The organism is Candidatus Palauibacter sp., assembly GCF_965213655.1.
In the GTDB taxonomy this organism is placed as follows: Bacteria; Gemmatimonadota; Gemmatimonadetes; order Palauibacterales; family Palauibacteraceae; genus Palauibacter.
In genome coordinates, this window is sequence record NZ_CBDBZT010000003.1 from 641,667 (window position 1) to 660,570 (window position 18,904).

General features: G+C 68.5%; 13 protein-coding genes and 1 tRNA gene. 12 read left to right on the forward strand and 2 right to left on the reverse strand.

Features of this window, described 5'->3' with window-relative positions; genetic code table 11:
* The 4 genes from ACOOGH_RS05005 to ACOOGH_RS05020 all read left to right on the forward strand — a co-directional run bounded on the left by ACOOGH_RS05005 (position 1) and on the right by ACOOGH_RS05020 (position 5,034).
* Complete coding sequence (locus ACOOGH_RS05005; protein WP_420447880.1) at positions 1 to 693, forward strand: hypothetical protein; 693 nt, start codon at positions 1 to 3, stop codon at positions 691 to 693.
* Between the two features lie 43 nt (positions 694 to 736).
* Positions 737 to 1,798, forward strand: a complete 1,062-nt coding sequence (selD, locus tag ACOOGH_RS05010; protein ID WP_420450060.1) for a selenide, water dikinase SelD — start codon at positions 737 to 739, stop codon at positions 1,796 to 1,798.
* A 31-nt stretch (positions 1,799 to 1,829) separates the two neighbouring features.
* A tRNA-Ile gene (locus ACOOGH_RS05015) sits at positions 1,830 to 1,903 on the forward strand.
* A 50-nt stretch (positions 1,904 to 1,953) separates the two neighbouring features.
* Positions 1,954 to 5,034, forward strand: coding sequence for a TonB-dependent receptor (locus tag ACOOGH_RS05020; RefSeq protein ID WP_420447881.1), 3,081 nt, complete (start codon positions 1,954 to 1,956; stop codon positions 5,032 to 5,034).
* Between the two features lie 91 nt (positions 5,035 to 5,125).
* Here the strand turns inward: ACOOGH_RS05020 and ACOOGH_RS05025 are convergent, their stop codons facing one another.
* On the reverse strand, positions 5,126 to 7,651 hold the full coding sequence (locus tag ACOOGH_RS05025; RefSeq protein WP_420447882.1) for a zinc-dependent metalloprotease: 2,526 nt from the start codon (positions 7,649 to 7,651) through the stop codon (positions 5,126 to 5,128).
* A gap of 249 nt (positions 7,652 to 7,900) precedes the next feature.
* Between ACOOGH_RS05025 and ACOOGH_RS05030 the strand changes: the two genes are divergently transcribed.
* Positions 7,901 to 8,815: a hypothetical protein gene (locus ACOOGH_RS05030; protein WP_420447883.1), complete on the forward strand. Its 915-nt coding sequence runs from the start codon at positions 7,901 to 7,903 to the stop codon at positions 8,813 to 8,815.
* A gap of 68 nt (positions 8,816 to 8,883) precedes the next feature.
* Here the strand turns inward: ACOOGH_RS05030 and ACOOGH_RS05035 are convergent, their stop codons facing one another.
* Entirely contained in the window at positions 8,884 to 10,476 is a 1,593-nt protein-coding gene (locus ACOOGH_RS05035; protein WP_420447884.1) for an SLC13 family permease, read from the reverse strand.
* Positions 10,477 to 10,755: 279 nt separating this feature from the next.
* Here ACOOGH_RS05035 and secD point away from each other — a divergent pair, with 279 nt between their 5' ends.
* Genes secD through ACOOGH_RS05070 form a run of 7 tightly spaced genes read left to right on the forward strand, consistent with a single transcriptional unit; the run spans position 10,756 to position 18,900 of the window.
* Entirely contained in the window at positions 10,756 to 12,444 is a 1,689-nt protein-coding gene (secD, locus tag ACOOGH_RS05040) for a protein translocase subunit SecD (protein WP_420447885.1), read from the forward strand.
* Between the two features lie 13 nt (positions 12,445 to 12,457).
* Positions 12,458 to 13,390: a protein translocase subunit SecF gene (gene secF, locus ACOOGH_RS05045; RefSeq protein WP_420447886.1), complete on the forward strand. Its 933-nt coding sequence runs from the start codon at positions 12,458 to 12,460 to the stop codon at positions 13,388 to 13,390.
* 10 nt (positions 13,391 to 13,400) lie between these two features.
* Complete coding sequence (locus ACOOGH_RS05050) at positions 13,401 to 14,192, forward strand: TatD family hydrolase (protein ID WP_420447887.1); 792 nt, start codon at positions 13,401 to 13,403, stop codon at positions 14,190 to 14,192.
* Positions 14,189 to 15,982, forward strand: coding sequence for a DNA mismatch repair endonuclease MutL (gene mutL / locus ACOOGH_RS05055; protein ID WP_420447888.1), 1,794 nt, complete (start codon positions 14,189 to 14,191; stop codon positions 15,980 to 15,982). Before ACOOGH_RS05050 ends, mutL begins: the two co-directional genes overlap by 4 nt.
* Positions 15,983 to 15,993: 11 nt before the next feature.
* Positions 15,994 to 16,938, forward strand: a complete 945-nt coding sequence (gene miaA / locus ACOOGH_RS05060) for a tRNA (adenosine(37)-N6)-dimethylallyltransferase MiaA (RefSeq protein ID WP_420447889.1) — start codon at positions 15,994 to 15,996, stop codon at positions 16,936 to 16,938.
* Positions 16,939 to 16,948: 10 nt separating this feature from the next.
* The gene (gene bshA / locus ACOOGH_RS05065; protein WP_420447890.1) at positions 16,949 to 18,103 is read left to right on the forward strand and encodes an N-acetyl-alpha-D-glucosaminyl L-malate synthase BshA; all 1,155 of its coding nucleotides are present in this window, start codon (positions 16,949 to 16,951) and stop codon (positions 18,101 to 18,103) included.
* Positions 18,100 to 18,900: an undecaprenyl-diphosphate phosphatase gene (locus ACOOGH_RS05070; protein ID WP_420447891.1), complete on the forward strand. Its 801-nt coding sequence runs from the start codon at positions 18,100 to 18,102 to the stop codon at positions 18,898 to 18,900. Before bshA ends, ACOOGH_RS05070 begins: the two co-directional genes overlap by 4 nt.
* The last annotated feature ends 4 nt before the right edge of the window (positions 18,901 to 18,904 follow it).

Here is an 18,904-nt window from a genome sequence, read left to right on the forward strand (position 1 = left end):
ATGCGCACGATCTTCGGTCTAGCGGCCGCAGCGGCCTCGCTCGCGGCATTTGCCGCGGGCGCACCGCAGGCGGCTCCCACCCAGGCCTCCGGTCAGACCGGGGCCGGCGATCCGCAGGCGTCCGACTCCGAGGCCGTCACGCGCTACAGGGAGCGGGCCGCATCCTCCGACCGGCCGATCGACCACTACAACTTCGGGACGGCGCTCCTCCACGACGGGCAGGTCGGCGAGGCGCAGGCCCCGCTCGAACTCTCGATCGGGAGCGAGCGGGACGAGGTACGCGAGAGCGCGTTCTACAACCTCGGGCTGAGCACGGCTCTCGACGGCCGGTTCGCTCAGAGCGACCCCTCGGCCCGCCGGGGCGCCCTCCAGTCCGCGCGCGAGGCCTTCCGCGAGGTCCTCCGCCGTCGCGTCGATGACGAGGATGCGCGCTGGAACCTCGAACTCGTCGAACGCTGGCTCGAGGAGGAGGGAGAGAGCGGCGGTGACGAGCAGCAGGGCGGACAGGGGCAGTCGCCGCAGGGTGCGGGGGCCGGTGCGGCGGCTGCCGCGGGCTCCGGCGAGATGGAGATGTTGTCGCCGGAACAGGCCGCGGCGCTTCTCGAACAGGCCGGAGACGCGGAGGCGGCGATTCGCGACCGCGTGATGGGCCGCAACCGTTTCCAGGATCCGGTGGTGGAGCGGAACTGGTAGGAACGCCTGCGAGACGCGCCGCGTGACCGTAGCTTCGGTCGTCATGAACACCCCTTCGGCCGAAGCGGCCCGCCTGACCCAGTACTCGCACGGAGCCGGCTGAGCGTGCAAGCTCGGCCCGGAGGATCTGGGCCGCATCCTGCAGCACGTTCCGCACCTTCCGGATGACCGGCTCCTCGTGGGACTCGAGGGTCCGGACGACGCCGCGGTGTATCTGCTCGACGATGGGGCAGCCATCGTCGCGAGTCTCGATTTCTTCACCCCGCTCGTCGACGATCCGGCGGATTTCGGGGCCATCGCGGCCGCCAACGCGCTCGGAGATCTGTACGCGATGCGGGCCCGCCCGCTTTTCGCCCTCAACATCCTGGCCGTCCCCTCCGGGACGCTCTCCGACGAGACGGTGGGCGCGATCCTCCGCGGCGCCGCAGACGTGTGCCGCGAGGCCGGGATCGCCGTGGCCGGAGGACACTCGATCGACGACGCCGAGCCGAAGTTCGGGCTCGTGGCCATCGGGCTCGGCGACCCGGATCGCCTGTGGCGCAAGGGCGGGGCGCGACCGGGAGACGCCCTCGTGCTGGGGAAGGCGCTCGGAACGGGCGTCCTTACGACCGGGCTCAAGCAGGGCGTCACCGACCCCGACGACCTTCTCGTGGCTGTGGACTCCATGCGTCATCTGAACCGTGACGCGGCGGCTGTCCTGTCCGATTTCGAGGTGCACGCGGCAACCGACGTCACCGGCTTCGGACTTCTCGGCCACCTGCTCGAGATGTGCCGCGCCTCGGATGCGAACGCCCGTATCCGGGCTTCGGCCCCGAAACTCCTGCCCGGTGCACTCCGCCTTGCCGAAGAGGGGTGTGCACCGGGCGGAACAGCCCGAAATCGGGACGCATACGAGCCGCACGTGGAGTGGGATGAAGCCGTCCCGGAAACGCTGCGAACGCTCCTCCTCGATCCGCAGACGTCGGGCGGATTGCTGGCGGCCGTCCCCGCGGACGAGGCGTCGGCTGCCTTGTCCGCGCTGGTGTCGGCGGGCTACGCCGCTGCCGTGATCGGAGAGGTCACGGAGCGGGAAGGTGCCACCGTCGGGGTGGAAGTCGCACCGTGATCGCGCGGCGCGTACGTTGCGCACAGCGCCCGGGCCCGTAGCTCAGCTGGTTAGAGCAGGGGACTCATAATCCCAAGGTCGCAGGTTCGAATCCTGCCGGGCCCATATTCCCGACCCCCGACCTCATGACCCCACCACAGAGAAGGAGTTGCGCCATGCGGCCATCCCGGGCTCCGGTCTTCCGACGCTGGTCCACCGGCCTGTTCGCGATGCTCATGCTGCTCCTTGCCGCCGCGGCGGACGCAGCCGCTCAGGCCCAGGCGACGACGGGCGTGATTCGCGGTGTGGTCCGCGACCCGGTGGGGGCACCGGTGTCCGGCGCCTCCGTCGTCATCGAGCACCGCGCCACCGGGTTCACCACGACGGTCGAGACGAACTCGAGCGGGGCGTTCGTGCGGACGCTGCTTCCGCTTGGGATCTACGACGTGACCGCCCGGGCTCCGGGTCAGCTCGGCGACGAGCGCGCCGAGGGGCTCGTGCTCCGCGTGGGTGAAATCCTGGACCTCGCGCTCGAATTCCAGCCCGTGGCGGTGGCCGAGATCGCCGTCACCGCGGACCGGACACCGCTCGTCGATACCGAGGACCCAGCGGGCTCCCATCGCCTCGCGGAGGACGTAGTCGACAACCTCCCGAACAACGGGCGCAACTTCCTTGACTACACCCTCCTCACGCCCGGCGTGTCCGTATCCCAGGGTCCCGACGGGGAAGTGCTCAACATCGGCGGCCAGAGGGGGATCTTCAACAACGTCTCCGTCGACGGCGCGGACTTCAACAACCCCTTCTTCGGCGAACAGCGCGGCGGCCAGCGCCCCGCCTTCACCTTCAGTCAGGACGCGATCGAAGAGCTGGTCGTCGTGAACCAGGGGGCGTCCGCCGAGTTCGGGCGCTCGGCCGGCGGTTTCGTGAACGTCATCACGAAGTCGGGTACGAACGAGTTGGCGGGTTCCGCGCACTACTTCGGCCAGTGGGACGCCATATCGACCGCATACCCCGGCGAACGCGGGGGCGGCAAGCCCGAGTTCGGCCGGAGCCAGTTCGGATTCACCCTGGGCGGCCCCATCGTGAGGGACAAGGCGTTCTTCTTCATCGCCTACGATCAGCAGGAAGCGAACGAAACGAAGCAGTTCACGCGCAACGTCGTGAACCGCTCCGAGTTGGAGAAGCTGGAGGGCTTCCTCCAGAGGCAGTGGCCCGGTCTTTTCGACGACGAGTTCGGGCCCATCCGCCGCACCGACGACAACCGGGCGCTGATCGCGAAGCTCGACTTCAACCTCAGCGACCGCCACCAGGCGTCGTTCAAGTACAACTACACGTGGTCACAGCAGGTGAACGGGACGTTCGACGTGGATTCCTGGGGCCTGAGCGCCAACGGTCTCGAGGAGAACTTCTCCCACGCCGTCAACGCGAGCCTCAGGTCACAGCTCTCCAACACCGTCTCGAACGAGTTCCGCTTCCAGTACGCGCGCGAGGATCGGCCGCGGGGGTACGAAGGCCCCCTGATTCCGGGCGCCTCGGCACCGCCGCAGCCCGCCTTCGCCGCGGTCGGCGGCCGCCCCTTCCCGGACATCGCGATGGATTTCGCGGACGGCTTCCGCATCGGGCTGCCCTTCTTCCTCCCCATCGACCCCGGCTACGACAACCGCATCCAGCTGACCGACAACCTCTCCTTCCTGGCGGGGGACCACCTGCTCAAGATTGGCGCGGAGTACAATCGGACGGGGGTCGGCCAGCAGTTCATCGGCTTCGCGAACGGCCTCTACAAGTTCTCCTCCGTCGACGGCTTCATGAACTTCGTCACGCAGGGGAACCAGTACGTCACCTGCTCCGACGGTTCTGACAGCCCGGTCGGCGTCTGTCCGCCCGGGACGACGATAACGGGCCCTGTGCTGCTCTACCTGCAGGCGCTCACGCTGGGAAACACGCCGCAGGACCAGTTGGGGCGGCAGGATTTCACGATGGATGAACTCGCGCTCTTCATCCAGGACACCTGGCGCCCGCGCGACAACCTGACCCTGAACCTGGGTTTGCGCTGGGAAGGGTCATGGCACCCCGGGATGTTCATCGAGCCGGAGGAAACCTTCTACGGGCCATGGATCGGGACCTCGGGTTTCCCATCGGACGGGAGGATCCCGGACGACCTCGACAACTTCCAGCCGCGCTTCGGGCTCGCCTGGGATCCCCGCAACGATGGGCGCACCCTCGTGCGCCTGAACGCGGGCTCCTACTTCTCGCGCATCCCGATGCTGGTGTTCGCGCAGCACCGCACGACGAACGGCGCCTTCCAGGGGACGCAGTTCGCGGCCAGCGACACGACGTTCCTTCCGCCGCCGCCGCAGATCGGAGAGTTCCTGACACCGCCTCCACCCGGTACACCGCCGTTCCAGCCGGGTGTGAACATCGCGGACCGCAACCTGGAGCTGCCGAGGACCTGGTCTTTCAACGTCGCCGTCGAGCAGGCGCTGAGCCAAAACACGGCCGTGACCCTGTCGCTGCAGCACGCCCGCACGGACAACCTGTTCCGCTTTGTGGACCGCAACGCAGCGGAGCTCGGCGCGCCCTTCGCGGAGGGAGCGAACGGACTGGGGACCGTCACGGTCACGGAGAGCAGCGCGCGCTCCCGCTATAACGCCATCACCCTGGGACTGCACGGGGAGGACGCGTTGGGCGGGAGGATGAGTTTCGAGGCGAACTACACCATGGGGTTCGACAAGTCGGATGATGATAACGAGCGTGATCCCTTCAACTTCTTCTACGCGACCGCAACCGATTTCGAGCCGGAATACAACTGGTCGATCCGGGATCGGCGTCACCAGATGACCGGCTTCCTGCTCTTCGATCTGGGGCGCGGCGTCGTCCTCAACCACGTCTTCCGCTACCTCTCCGCGTCACCCGTATCGGAGAGCTGCGGCCCCACCGCCGCCAACCCTTTGGCCTCCCCGGCAGGCGAGCGCGCGGGCGCCCCGGCGGACCGCGTGTGCGCCGACGGTTCGGTTCTGAAGCGCAACACGCTGCGGCGGGAGAACGACTTCTTCACCTGGGACCTGAGAGTATCGAAGGCCTTCGACATCGGAGGTGGGCGGACGCTTGAACCGATCCTCGAGGTCTTCAACCTGACCGGTGCCGACAACTTCCTCGACACGGCGCAGACGGGGCTCCTGTTCAACTTCGACGGCACGATCCGCAGCGGTCTCGGCGACACGCGCCGCGCGCAACTCGGCCTCCGCGTCCGCTTCTAGAAGCTCCCTCCGATGCAAAGAGGGCCGGGGTCTCCCCCCGGCCCTTTGCACTTTCGCTGAAGCGGGTCCCTGCTCCGGCGACTCCGCCGGCTCAGTCGGGGTTGAGGATGTCGTCGATCCTGGCGAGGACGTCGCGCAGGTGCAGTTCCGTCGTGCGGTCGAGCCGCCGCCGGAGCACGCGTTCGATCGCGTCCTGGAGCCCGTGGAGTTCGCCCCGCACGAAGGCCCGGATGTCCGACTGCGACACGTCCACCGAGGTGAAGAAGTCGGAGAGGCCGCCGAAAAAGAACAGCGGAAGCGAGAGTTCCTGCGTCATCAGGTACTCGAGCCGCTCGAGGTGCCCCCGCTGGAGGTTGCGCCGGTAGACCCCGATCGGGGCGCCGGTGTCCAGCTCCACCCAGATCGAGGCGCGCAGGTCTTCGAACAGCTCTCCAAGGCTGTAGTGGTCGCCCCCGTTCCGGGCTTCCGCTTCAATGAGCCGCTGCATGCGGCCCGGGTCGAGGATCATGTTCACGACGCGAACCTGAATGCTCCGCATGCGGTCCACCGTCGACGGGTTCTCGATCTTCGAGAGGATGTCCTCGTCGACCATCCACGCCGGCGGATCGAAGGCCTGCCGCGCGAAGAAGTCCATGGCCCGCCGCTGCGTCGCCTCATCCACGAACTCGTAGACGGCGCCCTCCTGCCCGATGCGCTTCCGCGTCCGCGTGACCCCTCCGACCACGGTCCCTACGTGGCCCATATACCGGTTCCACTGGCCGATCACGTTGTTGTAGAGTTCCGCCAGCTCCTCGTAGTTCTCTCCCTCACGCCCGTCGCTGCTCCACTCGATGAGCTGCGGGAGGATCCGCTTCAGGTTCTCGATCCCGAGATCGCTCGCCTCCATGGCGTCGGAGCCGATGGCTTCCGTCTGCGCGCTGGGGTCGATGGGTGTCGAGCTGCCGAAGTAGTAGACCGGGTCGTCCTCGACCTCACGGATCCACGCGTCCAGCGTCGGGCGCTCCTCGTCCGCGTCCGCATCGAGGATGGGGCGGTAGGCCCAGTTGATGGCGAAGCGGTCGTACTCGCCGATCCGCAGGTCGACGCACGCCCCCTCGTCCTCCGGCTGCGCGACGTAGTTGAAGCGCGCGTAATCCATGATCGAGGGTGCGACCCCCTGGCGGCACACGAAGCCCGGGGCTCGCAGCGAGTCCACGGGGAAGGCGGAACTCGACTTCATGTTGTGCTGAAGTCCGATGGTGTGTCCGACCTCGTGAGCCGCGACGAAGCGGATCAGCCGGCCCATCACCTCATCGTCGAAGAGGGCGCGGCGGGCCGCGGGATTCACGGCGGCCGTCTGAATCAAGTACCAGTTGCGCAGCAGGTTCGCGACGTTGTGATACCACTGGATGTCGCTCTCGAGGATCTCCCCGGTCCTCGGATCGTGAACGTGGGGTCCCGAAGCGTTCTGCACCTGCGACGGCAACCAGCGGATCACGGAATAGCGCACGTCCTCCGGGCTGAACTCGGGGTCCTCCTCGAAGGAGGGCGGCATGCGCCCCTGGATCGCGTTGCTGAAGCCCGCGGCCTCGAAAGCCTCCTGCCAGTCCTCGATCCCCTGAATGAGGTACGGGCGCCATTTCTCCGGCGTGGCCGGGTCGAGGTAGTAGATGATGGGCTGCACCGGGTCGACGAGTTCGCCGCGCCGGAAGGCCGCCGTGTCGCTCGGCTCGAGGCGCCAGCGCGTCACATAGGTGCGCGTCACCACCTTCTGGTCGCTGCGGCCGTAGTCCACCTGGCTCACGTTGAAGAAGCCCACCCGCTCGTCGAAGATGCGGGGCTCCATCGGTTCGTCGGGGAGCAGGACCATCGACTGGTTCATCTCGATCGAGATCGAGTTCGTGCTCGCGTTCGAGGGGGGCGTCTGCGCGTTGTAGGTGAGGACGTGCCGCACCTCGACGTTGCGGGGGAAGCTCTTGACCCAGTCGACGTAGGTGCGGTTCGAATCCAGCGAGCGCACCCGGTATGCGTCGCGGCGGCCCTGGCTGAGCCCGAGCATCGGGGTGTCGGACTCGAACAGGGGTGTGGCGTCGATGACGACGCTCGTCGAGTCGTCGTTCAGCGCCTCGATGTCGAAGGCCCGCAGAATCGGCTCGAAGTTCGCGCCCCGCACGGCCTGCGCCACCGGAAGGGCCTCGTCCGCCACGTTCGTGTGGCGTGCGACGCGGAGGAAGATCCGCTCGTCGTCGGGCCCGTTCCTCTCCCAGCGGATGACTTGAGTATTCGCCTTCTGGCCGCCGTAGCCCATCCCCTCCGGAACCGAGGCCAGACGGCTCACGAGCAGGATCTCGCGTCCCAGCAACGCCTCGGGAATCTCGAACAGCCATTTGTCGTCCACCCGATGGACGTGGACCATCCCCGAGTCCGTGACCGCTTCCTCCGTCACGACCTCGGAATAGGGCTCCGGCCCGTCGTCGTCATCCCCACCGCCGGGGCGGGCGCCGGGGCCGTCTCCGCCCGCCGCGGACGGACCCGGGGCGGGACGGGCAAAGGGTCGAATGCAACCCGTGGCCACGATCAGGAGCGAGAGCGACAGGATGACGAAGAGAGGGCGTGTGCTGCGCACGATCTGGACCATGCTGTGGGCTTTCCGGTTCGGAGGTGGGCGTCGCGGGTATTGGCCGGGCCGTCGCCCGGGCGCCCAACGTAAGCGGGGGGTGAATGGCTGGCCAACCTCGGCAGGTGCGTCCGCCTGCACGCCGCATTGACGGATCCGCCTTGAAACGCGTAGCGTTCCGACAGTTACGCCTTGTCTCGTCGACGGTCCCCGCATCGAAACGTACGCGTGCGGAGGGCGCGACGGTTTATTGCCGAAGGAGGTACCCCGATGCGCATCCGCACCTTGGCTCCGTTCGCCCTGGCCCTCACCATCGCCTGCGGCGGGGGAGAGACGGAAGAAGCCGCGATGACGGACGATGCCGCGATGGACGACGCGATGACGGAGGACATGGCCGAGGCCATGCCCGACGCCGACGCGGCCATGGCGACGATCACGGACTACTGGCAGACCCACTACAACATGGGTCACGGCAGCATGGTTGCGAGCAAGTTCGCCGAGGATGGGCTCCTCTGGGGCAGCTCGGGGGCCATGCTCTACGGAAGGGAAGCGATCGGCGAGGGGCTCCAGTCGCGGATGGACGCGGGGAGTTCGGAGATCGCGATCCACCCCGGCGCGGCGATGGCGTTCGGCGACCAGGTCGTCGCGCGCGGACACTACGTGCTGACCGGTGGGGACGCGCGCAACTCCGGCTACTACATGGGCGTGGCCGAGAACATGGACGGAGAGTGGGCGCTGAAGGGTATGGTCGCCAATCTCGACACGCCCGATCAGACCATGTCGGCCGGTGCGATGATGGACATGCCGGAAGGCATGGGCGGTGATCTCATCCAGGCGAGCGGCGACTACTTCGTCACGCACTACAACATGGGGCACGCCTCCATGGTCGCGAACACCTTTACCGAGGACGCAGTCGCCATGCTGCCCGGCGAGCGGGCCCGCGAGGGCCGCGCAGCCGTCGAGGAGGGGCTGCAGGCGCTGTTCGACGCCGGCGTCACGTTCAGCGGCATGTCGGCCTGGTCCGCGCACGACCTCGATGAGGGGCATGCGGTGGGCATCGGCACCTACGGCACCGAAGGCCCGGACGGGGCCGGAGGGGGCCACTACGCGGCGCTCTATTCGCGCGGCGACGACGGGAGCCTGATGCTGCACTGGCTCCTGATGGGCGCCCACCAGGGGATGTAGCGAGCCTGGATCCGGTCGGGTCGTCTCCCCGGGCGACCCGACCGGCCTTCCCCCCCTTCCGCCCTTCTCTAGGGGGCCGGCACCGCCCAGTCGGGCAGGACGCCGGGCTCGATCCCGAACAGCAGCGGGCCCACGGCGCGGAAGATCAGCGTGATCACGACCGCGCCGATCAGGTTCAGGAATAGTCCCGCCCGCGCCATCTCCGAGATCCGCACGCGGTTGCTCCCGAACACCACGGCGTTGGGCGGCGTCGCCACCGGCATCATGAAGGCGCACGAGGCGGAGAGCGTCGCCGGGACCATCAGCAGGAGCGGGTGAACGCCCGTCGCGACGGCCACAGCCGCGAAGATGGGAAGCACCATCTCGGTCGTCGCCGTGTTCGAGGTGAGTTCGGTGAGGAACGTCATCGCGAGGCAGATGACGAGGATAAGGACGAGCGGGGGCACGGCCGACAGGCCGCTGAAGCCCTCGCCGATGAACCGCGCCAGTCCGGTGTTCTGGAAGCCGTGGGCGAGGGCGAAGCCTCCCCCGAACAGCAGGACGATGTTCCAGGGCAGCCGGCGGACGACGTCGGGCCCCATGACGGTGGCGGACTGCGCGCCGGGTGACTTCGTCGGAATCAGGAAGAGTATGGAGGCCATCGTGATGGCGATCGTCCCGTCGTCGATCAGTTCGCCATACGGCAGAAGCACGGACCAGCCCGGGATCGTGACCCGGCCGATCTCGATCGGCGCGCGGAACACCCATAGCAAAGCCGTTGTGGCGAACACCGCGAGAATCGCGCGTTCCTCGAAGCCGACGGAGCCGAGCTTCCGCACCTCGGATTCGACGACCTCCCGGTCCACGGAGACCTCTTCGGGCACGCGGAAGAAGACGCGCGTGATCAGTATCCACGCGAAGCCGAGCATCAGTGCCGCAATGGGCAGCGCCATCACGAACCAGACCCCGAACGAAATGGGCGGTGCGTCCGGAAACGTGATCGCGAAGATCCGCTGCAACGAAAGGTTCGGCGGCGTGCCGACCAGCGTCGCGATCCCGCCGGCGGAACAGGCGTAGGCGATCCCGAGCATGATCGCCACGGAGAAGGCGCGCGTCCTGTCGCGCCCGAACTGCTCTTCCATGCGCAGGATCACGGCGAGTCCCACCGGGACCATCATGATCGCGGTGGCCGTGTTCGAGATCCACATGGAGAGAAAGGCCGCGGCCAGCATGAACCCCAGCACGATTCGGGCCGGGCCGCCGCCCACCGCCCGGATGACCCAGAGGGCGATCCGCCGGTGCACGTCCCACTTCTCCATCGTGAGCGCGATCATGAAGCCGCCGAGGAAGAGGACGATCGTGCTGTTGAAGTAGATGGGCGCCGTCTCCCCGGTCCGTTCGATCCCGAGGAGCGGGAAGAGGAGGAGCGGGAGGAGCGCAGTGGCAAAGAGTGGAATCGCATCGGTGATCCACCATGTGGCCATGAGAAGGGCCACCGCCGCCATGCGGGTGACTTCGGGCCGTCCCGGCTCCAGGTCGAGCAGAAGCATCAGCAGGAAGAGGAGCGGTCCGAGCCACAGACCGATACGCTGCCCTCGCGAGCGCGTCACCGCACGCGGCTGCCCGGCGGAGTCGTGTTTATCGTGGTGTCTCGACTCGCGCTCCGAACGCGTATTCGCCATGCGCTGCCTCGCCGCTCCAGGCCCGGGTTTCGGCCCCGCCCGCGCGGGACCGGCGCGCGGCGCACGAGATGGCGCGCCGCGGCGGAGGAACCTACCATCCGCCGCGAGACGCCGCGTAGTTTCCTCGCGAGGGTCGCTGGGCTAGCTTTGCGTCCCTTTGCCACTTGGCAGCGACGATCCCCGGCTCGGCCGGGGTCGCTCGGGCCCCGCCGCGGGCCGCGATCAGAAGACCCACGAAGAACGGTGACAAGCTAGATGTTCGGTTCAGTACGATGGCGATTGATCTGGATCGCCGTTCTGGTAGCTGTTTGCGGTTTCGCCCTGGTGCCCGAGACCGTCGTGGACGAAGTGACGGGCGAGTCCGAGCGGGTCTGGCCGCTCAAGCTGGGACTGGATCTGCAGGGCGGCATGCACCTTGCGGTCGAGATCTACGATCCCGAGGGCACGCTGACCGGCCAGGATCTCAACGACGCGGTCGAACGAACGCTCACCACGATCCGGAACCGGATCGATGAGTTCGGCGTCCGCGAGCCGACGATCCAGCGCTCCGGAAACCGCATCATCATCGAACTCGCGGGGGTGGACGATCCCGAGCAGGCGAAGCGGATCGCCACGGAGACCGCGTTCATGGAGTTCAAGATCGTCACGGACGGTCAGGAATTCGTGGACGCCCTCGAGCGGATCGACCGCGCGATCGTGAACGAGGTCGGGATCGAGAACCTCCGGGTCACGACGCTGGAGACCGCGCCCGAAGTGGACCTCGGCGACATCCTCGGCGCGGCCACCGACTCCGCCGATACCGAGGGGCCGGCCGAGACGGAAGATCCGGCCGAAACAGGGGATCCGGCCGCCGACTCCCTGTCGGCGGAAGACGAAGAGACGGCCGCTGCCGATGCGGCGGACGAGGCGGCTGCGCGGCCGCTCTCGGCCCTCCTCGGACAGGGACGGATCCTCGGCGAGTATCTCGTGCCGCAGGAAGATCAGCCGACCGTGGCGGCATGGCTCGAACTCGAGAGCGTCCGGGACGCGCTCCCGCGGAGCGTCACGCTGCACTGGGGCGTGGAGCAGGTCGGGGCGGGCGCGGGATCCTACGTGCCGCTCTACGTGCTCGAGGAGGAGCCGCTCATCACGGGCGACATGCTTGAAGACGCCGGCCCGGCGAACCGCGATCCGACGTTCAACCAGCCGATCGTGCCCTTCGAGACGACGCGTCGCGGCTCGCGGGTCTTCGAGCGCGCCACGGCGCGCAACATCGGCCAGAACATGGCCATCGTTCTCGACTCCCGGGTTCAAAGCTACGCCGTCATCCGCAGTGTCCTGAGCCGGCGCGCCCAGATCGAGCTTACCCCCGGCGCGTCCTTCCAGGAGGCGCAGGAACTCGCGCTCGTCCTGCGGGCAGGCGCGTTGCCCATGCCCATCGAGGTCGTCGAGGAGCGCAACGTGAGCGCTTCGCTCGGCGAGGACTCGATCAGGCAGGGTCGCACCGCGTTCATCATCGGGATCGTCGGCGTGATCATCCTCATGATGCTCTACTACCGGGCGGCGGGCGTGCTCGCCGTCGGAGCCCTGCTCACGTACGTCATCTTCATGCTGGGTGGGCTGGCCGGCCTCGACGCCACGCTGACGCTGCCGGGCATCGCCGGCCTCATCCTCTCCATCGGGATGGCCGTGGATGCGAACGTCCTCATCTTCGAACGGGTGCGAGAGGAACTCGCGGCCGGGAAGACGCCACGCACGGCGGTGGACGCGGGATTCGGCAACGCGCTGTCGGCGATCGTGGACGCGAACCTCACGACGCTCATCACCGGGATCATCCTCTTCCAGTTCGGAACCGGCGCGGTGCGGGGCTTCGCCGTCACCCTCTGCATCGGGATCCTCGCCTCGTTCTTCTCCGCCATCTACGTCACGCGGACGCTCTTCACCATGTACCTGAACCGACGCGGCTCCCGGGAGTCCGTGAGCATATAGGGACGAACTCACCATGAGGGTCTTCCAGAACGCGAACTACAAGTTCCTCTCCATGCGCCGGCCGGCGTACTTCGCATCGGCCGCGATCATCACCATCGGCCTCCTGTCGATCATCTTCCGCGGGGGGCTGCGGACGGGCGTGGAGTTCACGGGCGGCGTGCTCCTCGAGGTCCAGTTCTCGGAGACGACCGACGTGGGTCAGATTCGCGACGCCCTGACGACCGGAGGCACGAGCGGCGTCCAGATTCAGCAGTTGAGGACGGTCGGGGCGGAGACCCACGACTTCCTGCTGCGCGTGCCGGTCGGGGAGGAAGAGGACCAGAACGCGATCCGGGACCAGATCCGGACGAGCCTCGAGACGCAGTACTCCGCGGGAAGCTTCGAGATCGTGCGCGGCGACACGCTGAGCGCCAAGGTGGGCGATGAGTTCCAGCGCACGGCGGTCATCGCCGTGCTGCTTTCCTTTCTCCTGACGCTGATCTACCTGGCCTTCCGCTTCGAGTGGCGGTTCGGCGTGGCCGCCGTCATCGCGACGGTGCACGACATGCTCATCACATTCGGGTTCATCTCGCTCATAGACATCGAGATCAACCTCGCTACCGTCGCCGCGATTCTCACGATCATCGGGTATTCGCTCAACGATACGATCGTCGTGTTCGACCGCGTGCGCGAAAATCTCAAGAAGAAGCGGAAGGAATCGTACGATACGACGCTCGACCGCAGCCTGAACGAAACGCTGCCGCGCACGGTACTCACGAGCGGCACGACACTGATGGCGCTGCTCTCGCTGGTCGTGATCGGGGGGGCCGTGATTCGGCCCTTCGCCGGCGTGCTCATGATCGGCGTTCTCGTCGGGACGTATTCCTCGATCTTCGTCGCGTCTCCCGTACTCGTCGAGATTCACGAACGGGCACGCAAGCGCGCCGCCATCGCCGCCCGCGGCTAGCGGGCCAGGGGTGACCGGTACGGGGGGCGGGACGACGCTCTTCGACTCGCACCTCCATCTGACGGCGGCCCGCTTCGTCCCCGACCTTGACGAGGTGGTGCAGCGAGCCCATGCGAACGGCGTACGCGGCATGGTCACAGTCGCCTCGGACCCGGAGGACGCGGGGGAAGCTGTGGCGCTCGCCGCCCGGACGCCCGGCATGTGGGCGACCGCCGGGCTGCACCCTCACGCGGCGGACCGGACATCGGCGTCACTCCTGGGCGAGGTCGAGCGCATCGCCGGGGCCCCCGAAGTCGTCGCGCTCGGGGAGACGGGTCTCGACTTCCACTACGACAATGCTGACCGGGCGGCACAGCTGCAGAACTTCGAGGCGCACCTCGGGATGGCGGCCCGGCTCGGTCTGCCGATCGTCGTGCACTCGCGCTCGGCGGAGGTCGAGACGGCGGAGCGGGTGAGGGAGTACGGCGACGGCGTCGCGGGAGTGCTGCACTGTTTCACCGGGGGCGAGGCACTCCTCGGTGCCGCTCTGGAGGCCGACTGGTACGTCTCGTTCTCGGGACTCATCACCTTCGTGCCCGAACTGGCCGACTGGGCCCGCGAGGTGCCGTCCGACCGGCTCCTCATCGAAACGGACGCCCCCTACCTGGCGCCCGTCCCCCGGCGCGGACGCCGAAACGAGCCCGCCTACCTCACGCACACGTGCGAGCGACTGGCGGAAGTGCGCGGCATCGCCTTCGATGAGGCCGCGGCGCTCACGACGGGGAACGCCCGCCGCTTCTACGGCCTGAAGGACGCGGCATGAACCGCCCGCAGGCCGGTGGCGTGCAGATCCTGCCCGATCATGTCGCGAACCAGATCGCGGCGGGCGAGGTCGTGGAGCGTCCCGCCTCGGTCGTGAAGGAGCTCGCCGAGAACGCGGTCGATGCGGGCGCCCGGCGGGTGGAGGTCTCGCTTCGTAACGGGGGGAAGACCGAGATCCGGGTCTCGGACGACGGGAGCGGGATGAACCGCGAGGACGCCGTGCTCGCCCTCGATCGCCACGCCACGAGCAAGATCCGGAGCGTGGACGATCTCCGGAGCGTGCGCTCCTTCGGCTTCCGTGGCGAGGCGCTGCCCTCCATCGCGGCCGTCAGCCGCTTCGAACTGCATACGGCGCTGAGTCCGGAAACCGGCGTCCGGGCGCGGGTCGACTTCGGGCGCATCCGGAGCGTCGACGACGTACCGCGCCGGCGCGGCACGACGGTGACGGTACGGGCGCTGTTCCACGACCTCCCGGCCCGGGCGAAGTTCCTCAGAAGTGCGGCCGCGGAGACGCGGGCCGCGGGCGAGGCGCTCGTACTGCTGGCGCTCGCGAACCCCACCGTCGGTTTCCGGCTCACGTCGAACCGCCGCGCCTCCATGGACCTCGCCCCCGCGCGGGACTGGCTCGAGCGGATCGGCCAGTTGTGGGCAGATCTCGCCCCCACGCTCATCCCCGTTGAGGACAAAGGCGGTCAGGTGCGGGTCCGGGGCTTCGTGCAGCGGCCCGATGCGGCGCGTGCGAGGGGCGGACGACGCTACACCTTCGTGAACGGCCGCCCCTTCCGGGATCCCGCTCTTCTGCGGCTCGTGGACAGCGCGTTTCGAACGACGGTCGTGGAGGGCCTGCGGCCGAGTCTCTTCCTGCGGATCGAGACGGCACCGGAGTCGGTGGACGTCAACGTCCATCCGGCCAAGGCGGAGGTCCGGTTCCGCGACAGGGGGAGCGTCGAGGCGGCGGTGCACGATGCGGTGCGCGCCGCGCTGGCCCGGCTCGATTCCGCGATGCCGGTGGGGCTCCCCGGTGAGGCGCCGGACCCGGAGCGAGGCCATGGAGTCCCCTCCCGCGAGGGCACGGCGAAACCCCGCCGCGAGCCGCCCGCGGAGATGCCGCAATTCGCGCTCTTCGTGTCTGGCCGGGATGACGCGGGTGGGTCCGCCGAGCCGGGGACCGAAGCCGCCGCGGGGGGGCAGGGGGGCGTGCCGGAGGCGCCTTTCGCCGGCCCGGAGCTCTGGCAGCTCCACGACCGCTACATCCTGGCGGCTACTCGCGAGGGACTCCTCATCGTCGACCAGCACTCGGCGCACGAACGGGTCCTCTACGAGGAGATCATGGCGCGCTTCGAAGCCGGGGGCGGCACCTCCCAGGCGCTCCTCTTTCCGGTCACCCTCCAGTTCTCCCCTCCAGAGGCCGAGGCCCTCGAGGATCTCGCAGGGCTGCTCGCCCGGCAGGGATTCGAGCTCGAACCGTTCGGCGAACGGACTTGGATTCTGACGGCCGCGCCGCAACCCCACGCCCGTTTCGACGCCGAACGCTGCCTGCGCGAGATGGTGCGGGAGCTCGCGGAGGGTTCTCCGCTCGTGAACGCGGCGCGCACCCAGCACGAGCGCCTTGCGATGAGCATGGCGTGCAAGGGCGCGATCAAGGCGGGGGAGCACATCTCTCCGGAAGAGGCGAGAGAGCTCTTCGACCGGCTGTTCGCGACCCCGCTGCCCGGACACGATGTCCACGGCCGTCCGACGATCGTCCGCTTGAGTGTCGACGAGCTCGACCGGCGGTTCGGCCGGGGGTAGTCGCCGCGACCGTGGGGAGCTCGTCCGTACCGGCCGTCGTGGGGCCCACCGCCTCGGGCAAGACAGCCGTCGCCATCGAGGTCGCACGCCGGCTCGGCGGCGAGATCATCTCCCTGGACAGCCGCCAGGCGTACCGCGGCTTCGTGGTGGGGACCGCGGCCCCCTCTGCCGATGAACTTGCCGCGGCCCCACACCACGGTGTCGGCTTTCTCGATCCGCGCGAGCGCTACGGCGCGGGCCGCTTCGCCCGCCTGACGACCGGCTGGCTCTCCGACATCCGGGCCAGGGGGCGCATCCCCATCCTCGCCGGCGGGACCGGACTGTTCCTGCGCGCGCTCACGCACCCAATGTTCGAGGAGCCCCCGCTCGACCCGGCGCGGCGCGCCGGATTGCACGCCCAGCTGGATGAGCTCGAGCGCGACGAACTGGTGCGCTGGGCGACCCGCCTCGATCCGGCCCTGGCCGCGCGCCGCCGCCCGCTGGACCGGCAGCGGGCGACGCGCACGGTGGAACTCGCCCTGCTGACGGGCGAACCGCTCACCGGCTGGATGGCCAGCGGCCCGACGGAGCGCCCGCCGCTGCGGACCGCGACCTGGGTGCTGGAGTGGCCCGCGCCGCTCCTCCGCGAACGAATCGCGGGCCGCGCCGACGCGCTGATCCGGGGAGGCGCCTGGCCGAAGGAGGTCCGCGGCCTCGTCGCCCGGGGCCTCGACGGCTCCCGCGCCTTCGACGCGCTGGGCTACACGGATGTCGCGGCGCTCGTCCGCGGCGAGGCCAGCGTCGACGACACGGTCGAGCGCGTGTCGAGGGCCACCTGGCGCTACGCGCGCCGGCAGCGGACATGGTTCAGACACCAACTCCCGGAGGACGCGGTCGTGCTCGATTCGCTGGACGGGTCGACGACGCCGGGGCAACTTGCGCGCCGCATCGTAAACGAGTGGCGCGAAACAGGGTGAGGACGGGACGATGAAGATCGGGATCACGTGCTATCCGACGTACGGAGGCTCCGGGGCCATCGCCACCGAGCTGGGGCTCGGCCTCGCCCGCAAGGGGCACGAGGTGCACTTCATCTCCTATGCACAGCCGTTCCGCCTCATCAACTTCATCGATGGCGTCTACTTCCACGAAGTCGAGGTTAACCGCTACCCGCTGTTCGAGTACCCTCCCTATTCGCTCGCGCTCGCCGTCACGATGCACGAGGTGGCACGGCGTGAGGAACTCGACCTCCTCCATGTGCACTACGCGATCCCGCACGCCACGGCCGGGTGGATCGCGCGCGACATGCTCCGGGACGGAGGACGCGACGTGAAGCTCGTCACAACGCTGCACGGCACGGACATCACGCTCGTGGGCCAGGATCCATCGTACTGGTCGATCACACGTTTCTCGATCGAGAAGTCCGACCAGATCACCGCCGTCTCCGACTGGTTGCGCGAGCGGACCCACCGCGACTTCGACTGTGAGCGCTGCGCGATCGAGGTCATCCCGAACTTCGTCGACCCGAGGATCTACGACCGCGAGCGGTACCGAGGCCGGCACCTGCTCGCGCGGGCCGGAGAGAAGGTCGTGATGCACATCTCCAATTTCCGGGCCGTGAAGCGGATTCCGGACCTCATGCATGTCTTCGCCCGGGTCCAGCGCGAGATTCCGGCTCGCCTTATCCTCGTGGGGGACGGTCCGGAGCGGCAGCACGCCGCGGAGATCGCCGCGGAGCTGGGTATCGCGGAGCGTGTCGTCTTCCTCGGCAAGATCGATTCCGTCGCCGAACTCCTCGCCAGCGCCGACCTCTTTCTGCTCCCGAGCGAGCAGGAGTCCTTCGGTCTCGTGGCGCTGGAAGCGCAAGCGTCCGGCGTGCCCGTGGTGGGATCCTCCGGGACGGGACTCGAAGAGGTCGTCGAGCACGGGGTCACCGGCTACCTGCACCCGGTCGGAGCGGTCGAAGCCATGGCGACATCGGCGATCTCGCTGCTGAGCGACGAGGCGCGCTGGGAGGCGTTCTCGGGCGCGTCGCGGGACAGGGCCGTCGAGCGCTTCACCATCGATCATATCGTCCCCCGCTATGAGTCGCTCTACCGCCGAGTCCTCGCCGACGGGGATGACTCGGAGGGGCCGACGGCGTGAACCCGTTCGAAGCTTTCATCCTCGGCCTCGTCCAGGGCCTCACCGAGTTCCTGCCGGTATCGAGTTCCGGGCATCTCGTTCTCGGCCAGGCGCTGTTCGGGATCGAACTCCCCGGCGTCGTGTTCGAGGTCACCGTGCATGTCGCGACGCTGTGCGCGGTGTGCTGGGTCTACCGGGGGCGTGTGGCGGTGCTCATCCGGGGCGTGTGCACGGCGGATCGTGCGAGCATCGGGGACGTCGGACTCCTGGCCGTGGCCACGCTCCCGGCCGCTGTGGTCGGAGTGGGCCTGCGCGGTGCTCTGGAACCCGCATTCGAGCAGCCCGTGCTCGCAGCGGGCATGCTGCTCGTCACGGGCGTCGTCGTCTGGTCGATCCGGCACCTGTCTCGCCGGGGGACGCGCGCGCGGCCGAGCGCCGGCGGGGCGCTGGCGATCGGTCTGGCTCAGGCCTGCGCCATCCTGCCCGGCATTTCGCGCTCGGGGAGCACCGTCGCCGCGGCGACCGCGGCCGGCGTCGAGCCCCGCCGCGCGGCCGAGTTCTCCTTCCTCCTCTCGATCCCCGCGATTGGAGGGGCTGCGGTGTTGCAGGCACCGGGGCTCGCGGAGGCCGGACTCGCGGTCGGAATTCTGCCTCTCGCGGTCGCGTTCGCAGCCTCGGCCCTGTCAGCGGTCTTCGCCATTCGTATCTTTCTGCGGATGCTGGAAAGGCGCGTGTTCCACCGCTTCGCCTGGTATTGCTGGCTTGTCGGCGGGGGGTATCTGGCCGCGGCCGCGGTCTGGCCGGCGCTTCGCGGATGACCTT